An 8036-nucleotide genomic window follows, 5' to 3' on the forward strand; every position below is an offset into this window, starting at 1 on the left:
CGCGGTGGCTTGCCAGGACGACATGTAGCACCGGCCTACTCGGTAGACGGCGTTGCGGGCCAGCGGCATGGCGTTCGGAGGGGTAGTCACAGGCGAGGTGGTCACGGTGTTCTGGCTCCTGCGGGGTCGGCGGGCGCACGGCGGCTGGTCGTGTCCGGGTTGGAGGTCGTGGGCGGTGACTGAACGCAGTATCTCGGTGAGGTACTGGTCGGCGTCGAAGCGGGACATCGAGTTAGTGGCGAGGCGGCGGCCGAGGATCTGCGGATGGGACCACGCCCACGACCAGGATCGCGCGCGAGAACTTGTAGCGGCTCCTCGTGCTGAAGTTGCCGGCGTAGTTTCTGATCGAGCCGGGGTGGCGGCTCAAGTCTCCGGCTAGATCGCTGCGGTGCGGGCCGAGCCTTACGACGGCCACTGCACTGAGCAATGCCAACAGGATCCTGGCGAATCACGTCAACAGACTGGTGAGGGCGCCGCCAGGCGAACGTGCCGTGGGCAGGCCAGGTCCGATGCGGACCTGACGAGTAGCGTCCGCTATTACGCCACAGACCGGCAGCAGATGCTCGATGGCCTACGGAGGGGATCGTGTCGGAGCCCAGCAACGTCAGGCTTTGGCTTCGGAGCCGGAGGCGCTGGATACATGCCCACCGGACCACCGTGATCGCAGGAAGTCTCCTCGTCCTCATTGCCGGGCTATCGGCCTGGCTTCTGAAGGACGGTGAAGCTTGGGGTGCTCTCGGACAGTGGGCGGGTGCACTCGGCACGGTGCTGGCCGTGACCGTTGCCTTACGGATCTCGCAGCGCGAGGCGGATGCCGAATCCGAGCGAAGGCAGATCGAACAGGCGGAGCGCGAACTCGAACAAGCTCGGCTTGTGGTCACCATCATCGACTATCCATCGGTCGAGGAGGAGCTCGTCTACTCGGGCCGATTTGGCCCAGAGCCACCTGACAACGTCCGCATCACAAACTACAGCCCTACCCACGTGTTCTACCCACGCATCGAGGGCTTCGTGCATCAGAACGGTGGCAAGGTCATCTGGGATCTGCCTTACGACGACCCTGATGACTACACAGCCCCAACTGTTCTGGGGGCAGGCGAAACTGACTCGATCCTTGTGTCGCTGACATACGATCCTCCGATCACCCCAGACATGTACCCGATGCGGACAAAAGTGATCATTGGCTTCACGGACGCTGGAGGCCGTCGCTGGCGTCGCATCGCCGAGAGCACACCGGAGCGGGTGCTGGCTGGCGACAGCTTTAAGGTCGAAGGCCCTGACTGGTATCGCGCCGACTGAGATGAACCACGAACCTCCCTAGTTCGGATCGGCCCGAGTGGTTAGGAGACATGCCTGTGGCGTTGCTTATGGAGTGATCAGCGGTGCCCAGCCCTTTGCATGGTCACCGAACACGCCCGTGCGCCATGCACGTTTGATCAGCTCCCGCCAATCGACGACGGACCTGGCGATGAGCTTGTTGAGCTCAGCCCGCGCTGCTTGCGACTGGTCGACGGAAGCCAGCTGCATCAGCAAGCGGGGATGCAACTCGAGGAGTCCGTCGTGCAAGGCGTCCCACATCTGCTTTGGGGAGTCACCCAGCTGCGGGGCGTCGGCCAGATGGTCGAGGTTGTAGAACCTGCCCTTCACAGCGTAGGTACCGAGCATGTCCAGCACCTTGCCGATGTGTGGATCGTTGTCGACCTTGTCGAGTACTTCGATGATGTAGCCCGGTGCGGTGCTGCGGGCGAGCGCGTCCTGGGCGATCAGGTCTCGCACGTGGTTGTGCAATCTGACGATGTTGTGGCCGATGTCCATCATCGTGGTCTTGGACGGCCAGCTTCCCGCGGTTTCCAACGCGTGTAGGCCTGTGCTGAGCTTGAGAAGCTTCTCGGCACCGCCTGCCAGGCAGACGAACACGGCGTCTGCGGCGCGTGATGCGAAGGTGAAGGACTCCAACAACGTCAACCCGTGCCGCAGGAGCGACGCAGCGGCGTCGACCTCGTGGCCGAGCGCGATCACCTTGTCGGCGGGCATCGAGGAGTTGGTCACGTCTTTATCGTGCGCCGCCGACCGTGTTGTTGGCGAGCCGGTTATCCCGTTTACCGCCGGCTCGCCGGTTAGAGGACTAACTTTCCGGCAAGCGCACGATCAGGCCGCCGAGCTTGTGTGAGACCTGCTGTTGGCCGTAAAACTGGACCAACGTGGCCCGTAGCTGATCGGCTGCTGTGAAGTCAACGAGGGCCAACTCGTCGCTGAGCAATGCCAGGTTGAGGGCGAATCGTTGGGCTTCACCGGACTCATTGGCCGCAGTCCGAACAGGTTCAGGGTGGATAATAGGCATGCTGGTCACCTCGAACGCGTTCCACAGCGATCGAACGTCCACGCCCTGACTCTCCCAGTCCGAGTCATACTGCCGCATCCTCTCTGCGACATCTCGTCGGGCGGGCTCGCAACGCTGATCTTCTATCGGAGTCTTGAGCAGCTGTCCGAGGGCTGCGTGTGGGTCCTGCGGGCGAGATGTCGCTGCCGTTTCGAAGCGCCTGAGCGATGGATGCGGGAACTGCAGGGCAACGTGGACTAGGGCCTCCTTCTTCTCACGGTCGGCAGCGCGGAGCAGGCCCTTCAGGTGAGTGCGCGCGACTGTCTGAAAAGGACCGACCAGGCCGGCGAACTCTGCAAGGATGATTGCTGCTGACAGCAGTGACCAATCCCCTCCATGTATCGCTCGCCGCAGAGCGGGCATGATCATTTCCCCGAGTTCGGGGTCGCGATTGAGCAAGGGATGAAGCGTGGCCGCCAGCTTCTCCGTGTACTGGCTGGGGGGCTGCTTGATCAACTCCAGAGCTCGTTTGACGACCATACGTTGGATGCCCCGTGCACGAGCGGAGGTGTCGTCGTCGAGCATGTCGAGAGCGAGACGGCTGCCTGGCGAGATGATCATCGCAAGCGATGATTCGGTGTCGATCTCGTCTAGAAGGGCGACCAGGCCAAGACGCAGATGTTCACTGTGTCTGAAGATACGGCCTGCGGCTAGCAACCAGGCGTTACGCCAGTGTGCGGACGGTGCAAGCGCCTTCATCCGGCGGAGTACCTCGTCATCTGGCCCGGTGGCGATGGCTCTGGCCGCCATGAACTCCTGCAGGCTCCGAACATCGAAGCCCACGTGATCTTGCGCGATCGGTGCGAGCAACACGAGGCGGAGTGTTGCGGCAGTGACCAATTGTGCCGCCAGGCGCTGAGATTCCGCCTCCCCGATTCCCTCTGCCTGCAGCCGGATGCGTGTTAGGGCGTCGAGTTCTGCTAGCGAAACAAGCGAGTCTAGATCAGGGTGCTGTTCGGCTCGATCGTGCAGCAGCAGTGCAACCTGTTGATGGACAGCGTTGATGTCGTTGCGGTGTTGCTCTAGGAGACTCGCGGTGGGGCCGCCTTTGGACACTTCGCGGGTGTAGATCGTGTTGTAGTAAGACTCGAACAGGCTGTAGCGACTGTCGGGTACACGTGCTTGCCGTTCGAGCAGAAGAGTCATGATCGTCACCTGCAGCGGTGTCCGCATCAGCCGTGCAGTGACGTGCTCCTGAGCCGCCTGTTCGAGACGCGCCGCCACCTGCTCCGCCAGGTCAGGGTCGTCGCGGTGTCTGACTTCAGACAGATGGAGCCCGTAGTCGATAGCCTCCGTGACCTCCAAAGACCGGAGGGTCACATGCTCGAACTGATCCACTGAAAACTCGTCGTTGTAGCCCTGCGGTCTGGTTGTCCCGACCACGAGCAGGTCGGCATCCACGTCCGCAGCGGTGATGAGGAACTCGTTGATCCGCTGCTCAACAGAGTCTCGAGCGGATGGCGCGGCGACCTCGTCAAGTCCGTCCAGGATCAACAGGCACGGCCACGATCCGAGCCACGAGCGCAACTGATGTGGTGGGACATAGTGATCCAGTCGTTTGCTGACCCGCTGGGCAACAAAGCCGAGGAGGCTCAACTCGCGATCACGCGAGACAGCTTCGCCGTAGTCGTTGAGATTCACGGCGATCGGCCAGCGCCGACAACGGGGTTCTCTTACACCCAGCTCGCGGAGCCTGTCGCGGACAGCGGCCAGCACGGGACCCGATGGTCCAAGGCGATGCTCAGGATGATTTGCCAGCAGTGCTGCACGATACGTCTGGGCTAGTAGTTGGGTTAGCGTTGATTTCCCTTGTCCAGGACCCCCGACCCAGACCAAATGCGGCGTAACTCCTCGGCGGGCACTCGGGCGCATGACCGTGTCGCCTTGACTGATCGCATGCTGGACGACCAGCACATCACGGCTGGCGGTCACCCCAGGCAGGTCCACGCCGATCTCGGCTAGCTTGAGCTTCTCACTTTCCGGACTGCCAGCTTGGTTGAGGCGAACCCACTGGCTTGCAAAGAGTTCTGAGCGCGCATGGCGGCCCGCTGCTTCGCTGAACTCGATGATCTCCTCGGATAGGAGGTGATGGAGACGGTCCAGTACGTCACCAGGCGTGATGAACCCGCCAAACGCCTTGCGAATATCGTAGAAGTTGTCCAGATAGCGGCAGAGCTTGTCCCCGCCCCAGACAGCCCAGTCCTTCAATCCGAGTCGACCGGCGAAAGACCTGACAAGAGCATCGGTGGTGTCGACTCCTCCGGACCCGGGAACGCTGGAAAGCCAGACATTGGTCGTGAAGATGATGAATTGCGGGTAACGTGTCTTAGACCTGTTAGATTTCGGGTCTAGCCACTTTTCGAGCTCTTGCCTGATTTCTGAGACTATCCACTTGTTGTCTTCGGTGGTGCTGGTCAGGCGCTCTTTGAACTTGGCCTGTACAACCCCGTATCCGCTCCAGGTGCTTTCCGTGGATGGACTGGGGTAGTCGACGGGGCCGTCGAACGTGGCTTCGCGACCTCCGTCTGGGCCGCTACCGAACACCGTCACGCCGGGGCCGAGCACGCGGATCGCGAGCGCTTGCGATAGGTGCTCAAACTCTCGGCTGCCCAGTCGTGACAAGTCGTAGTCCACGAACCCATGGTGCCGTACTAGCTTTGGGCGGCTCAGCTGAGGTTCGACACGGCGGGCCGGTAGATATGTGGCACTTCCTTGTGTCGCTGCTGCTTAACGACATGCCGCTCGAAGGGGCCAATGGCGTGATCCTCCACCCGATGCACCAGGAGAGGATCGCGACCCGCTGGCGCTTGGCGAACTCGTCCAGCGAGCCTTCCAACACGATGCTAACCGCTGAGGGCTTCCGGCCTAACTGCTGCCATCACCGGCAGGATGCGCGATGACGGTCCCTGGTAGGTGAGCACTGGGTTAAAGCGGGTTTGTGAGTCCTTCCCGAGACGCGTGCGCTTGCTGGTGACTGGGGATGAATGACCGCTAAGGGATGTCGTGCCCGCCTCGGTGCTGGTGTGAGCACATGACCAGTACCTGCCGGCGTTCTCCCGTTGATCCTGTTGCCGAGACGCGGAGGTATGTGACGTGTTGTTCGTCGGTGATGACTGGGCTGAAGGTCATCACGACATCGAGATCATGGACGCGAGCGGCAAGAAGCTGTGCGGTACGCGATTGCCCGAAGGTGTCGAGGGCTTTCAGCAGCTGCACGCGTTGATCGCCGATCACGCCGACGGCGGGCCGGACCAGGTGTTGGTCGGGATCGAGACCGATCGCGGGCCGTGGGTGACAGCGCTGGTGGCCGCGGGTTATCGGGTGTTCGCGGTCAACCCCCGTCAAGCAGCTCGGTTCCGGGAACGGTTCGCGATGTCCGGAGCCAAGAGTGATGCCGCGGACGCGCACGCGTTGGCCGACATGGTCCGTACGGATTCACACCAGCTGCGCCAGGTCGCAGGCGACAGTGACTTGTCCGAGGCGATCAAGCTGCTCGCGCGCACGCATCAGACCTTGATCTGGGACCGTCAACGCCAGGTCGCTCGCTTGAGGGCCCAACTACGCGACTTCTTCCCAGCAGCGCTGGCTGCGTTCGGCGAAGACCTCGCCGCGGGCGAGGTGCTGGATCTGCTCAAGCGGGCACCTGACCCCGACACGGCCGAGAAGCTCTCGCGGTCTGAGATCCTGACAGCCCTGAAGCGGGCCGGCAGGAAGCGGCTCGTTGAAGAGCGGGCTGAGCGAATTCACACGGGCCTGAGCTCGGAGCAGCTCCGCTTGCCCGCCGTTCTGCAACGGGCCTACGCGATCACCGTCCGCGCGCAGGTGGGCGTGATCGCCGCGCTGGTTGAGCAGATCGGCCTCATCGAGGCCGAGTTGCTGAAGCGTCTCGGCCGGCATCCGGACGCGGAGATCTACCTCTCGCAGCCCGGTATGGGTGAGATCGTGAGCAGCCGAGTGCTCGGTGAGTTCGGAGACGACCGCGCCCGCTACGCCGGAGCTAAGGCGCGGAAGAACTACGCCGGTACGAGCCCGATCACGATCGAGTCTGGCCGCAGAAGCACAGTCAGCGCCCGCCACGTTCGCAATACGCGGTTGATTGACGCGCTGATGCGTCAGGCCATGTGCGCCCTGCGGAGCTCACCAGGTGCGCGGGCCTACTACGACCGTCAGCGTGCCCGCGGCGTGCCGCACAACGCCGCTCTCCGGCACGTCGCCAACCGGCTTGTCGGGATCCTTCATGGCTGCCTCGCCACCCGCACCACCTACGACGAAGCCACCGCCTGGGCTCACCACATCGAGCGGGCCGCCTAACTTCCAGGGATGTCTCTGGCTGGCTAGAGGCCGTGTCCACGTGTCCGCTGTACACCAGGCAGCCCTGGCGGAGCCAACTCATCCCAGCTTTCAATCTGCAAGGCCGACCGAGCACCGCTTGATGTAGCGCCCGTGTAGGTACCGTGTAGGTGCGCCATCCTATGTTCCTTCAGAGCACGGAAATCCGCGTTTCCAACAAGGGACCTACCGCGAAGGAATACTTGCATGTTCAAGTCCATCAGGCGCGCCATGGCCGCAGCCGTCGCCATGGCGGCGCTCGCCACGCTCACCTTCGCCGCACCTGCGGCTCAGGCAGCAGATCCCCGAAGCCCATTCCCCATTCTCACGTACGGCCAGAGCTACGCCGTCGGCTGGATCCGCTGGCATGCGCGATCCGTCGACGTCGACTACAACATCAAGGCACACCAATGCCTCCTGCTGCAGGCCACGACCTACAACGCACGCGGCGACTACATGAGCACGAACAACTCGTGGTGGGTCTGCAACGACAAATCCGACACCTTCAACGTCTGGGCCAACGCCCCAGGCGGCGCTGCCTCCGTTTACATCACAATCTTCATCGACGACGATGACAAGCCGCGCCTCGTTGATGAGGGATGGAGTTACCGCCCGTAGTCGCAAGACTCGACCTTATCGCTGTAGAACCCCGAGGACCGGGTCATCGGACAACACTTCTAGGGTCGATGAGGTGTGGTCACGCTACCTGATCGATTGGCTGGTATCGGGTGGCTTCGTAGGCGGCAGGGCTGAGGTAACCGAGGCTGGAGTGCCGTCGGCGGGTGTTGTACTTATGCGGGTGATCCCGTCAAGGACTCGAGTCATGAGGTCTCGTTCGCGAGGCGGTCGAGGAGTCCGTCGAAGATCTTCTGGCGGCCGACCTGTCCTTTGCGCTGGGCGTCGTCTCGCTGGGCTTGCAAGGTAGGTCGGAACTCGATCGTGGTGACGAAGAACGTGCAGCTCTCGCAGATGGACTCGAAATGGCAGTCGGTCTCGACAGGGCGCGCGCAGTGGCCGTTGCCGAGCATCCGTCGATGCATCTCTCCGCGAAGTTTGCGCATCTCGCTGCCTTCGTCGTCGGGAGGAAGCCGGCGGGGTTGGCCGTAGAGGGCCTCCACCTTCTCGGTGACGGCGAAGTATTCCTCGGCGACGGTCTTGTCCGCGATACGGGCATAAATCATAGTCATGGCAAGGGTTTTGTGGCCCAGCAGGGCAGCGATCGCGTCGAGGCTCATGCCGCGGTTGATGGCTTGTGTGGCCAACGTGTGGCGTAGTTGGTGGGCGGTGACGTGTCCGATCCCGGCCTCGTGGCCCAGCCTGCTCAACG

Annotated in this window: 6 protein-coding genes; 3 read left to right on the forward strand and 3 right to left on the reverse strand. The window is 62.5% G+C overall.

All coding sequences use genetic code 11. The annotated features are described in order from the left end of the window. Positions 1-657 precede the first annotated feature (657 nt). Positions 658-1299 (forward strand): hypothetical protein, encoded by a 642-nt coding sequence (locus tag ABZX92_RS44150; protein ID WP_355571899.1) that lies wholly within the window; start codon positions 658-660, stop codon positions 1297-1299. A gap of 66 nt (positions 1300-1365) precedes the next feature. Here the strand turns inward: ABZX92_RS44150 and ABZX92_RS44155 are convergent, their stop codons facing one another. Both ABZX92_RS44155 and ABZX92_RS44160 read right to left on the reverse strand, forming a co-directional pair. Next, complete coding sequence (locus ABZX92_RS44155) at positions 1366-2034, reverse strand: hypothetical protein (protein WP_355571901.1); 669 nt, start codon at positions 2032-2034, stop codon at positions 1366-1368. 91 nt (positions 2035-2125) lie between these two features. After that, positions 2126-5014: a hypothetical protein gene (locus ABZX92_RS44160; protein ID WP_355571903.1), complete on the reverse strand. Its 2889-nt coding sequence runs from the start codon at positions 5012-5014 to the stop codon at positions 2126-2128. Between the two features lie 459 nt (positions 5015-5473). Here ABZX92_RS44160 and ABZX92_RS44165 point away from each other — a divergent pair, with 459 nt between their 5' ends. Then, positions 5474-6691 (forward strand): IS110 family transposase, encoded by a 1218-nt coding sequence (locus tag ABZX92_RS44165; protein WP_355571904.1) that lies wholly within the window; start codon positions 5474-5476, stop codon positions 6689-6691. 225 nt (positions 6692-6916) lie between these two features. Beyond that, positions 6917-7327, forward strand: coding sequence for a hypothetical protein (locus tag ABZX92_RS44170; protein WP_355571906.1), 411 nt, complete (start codon positions 6917-6919; stop codon positions 7325-7327). Between the two features lie 203 nt (positions 7328-7530). On the opposite strand, the gene ABZX92_RS44175 is transcribed toward ABZX92_RS44170, so the two are convergent. Next, positions 7531-8036, reverse strand: a 506-nt coding sequence (locus ABZX92_RS44175; RefSeq protein WP_355571908.1) for a tyrosine-type recombinase/integrase, incomplete at its 5' end; no start/stop codon positions are given.

Origin of the sequence: Lentzea sp. NPDC006480 (assembly GCF_040611995.1) — a bacterium.
Classification (GTDB): Bacteria; Actinomycetota; Actinomycetes; order Mycobacteriales; family Pseudonocardiaceae; genus Lentzea.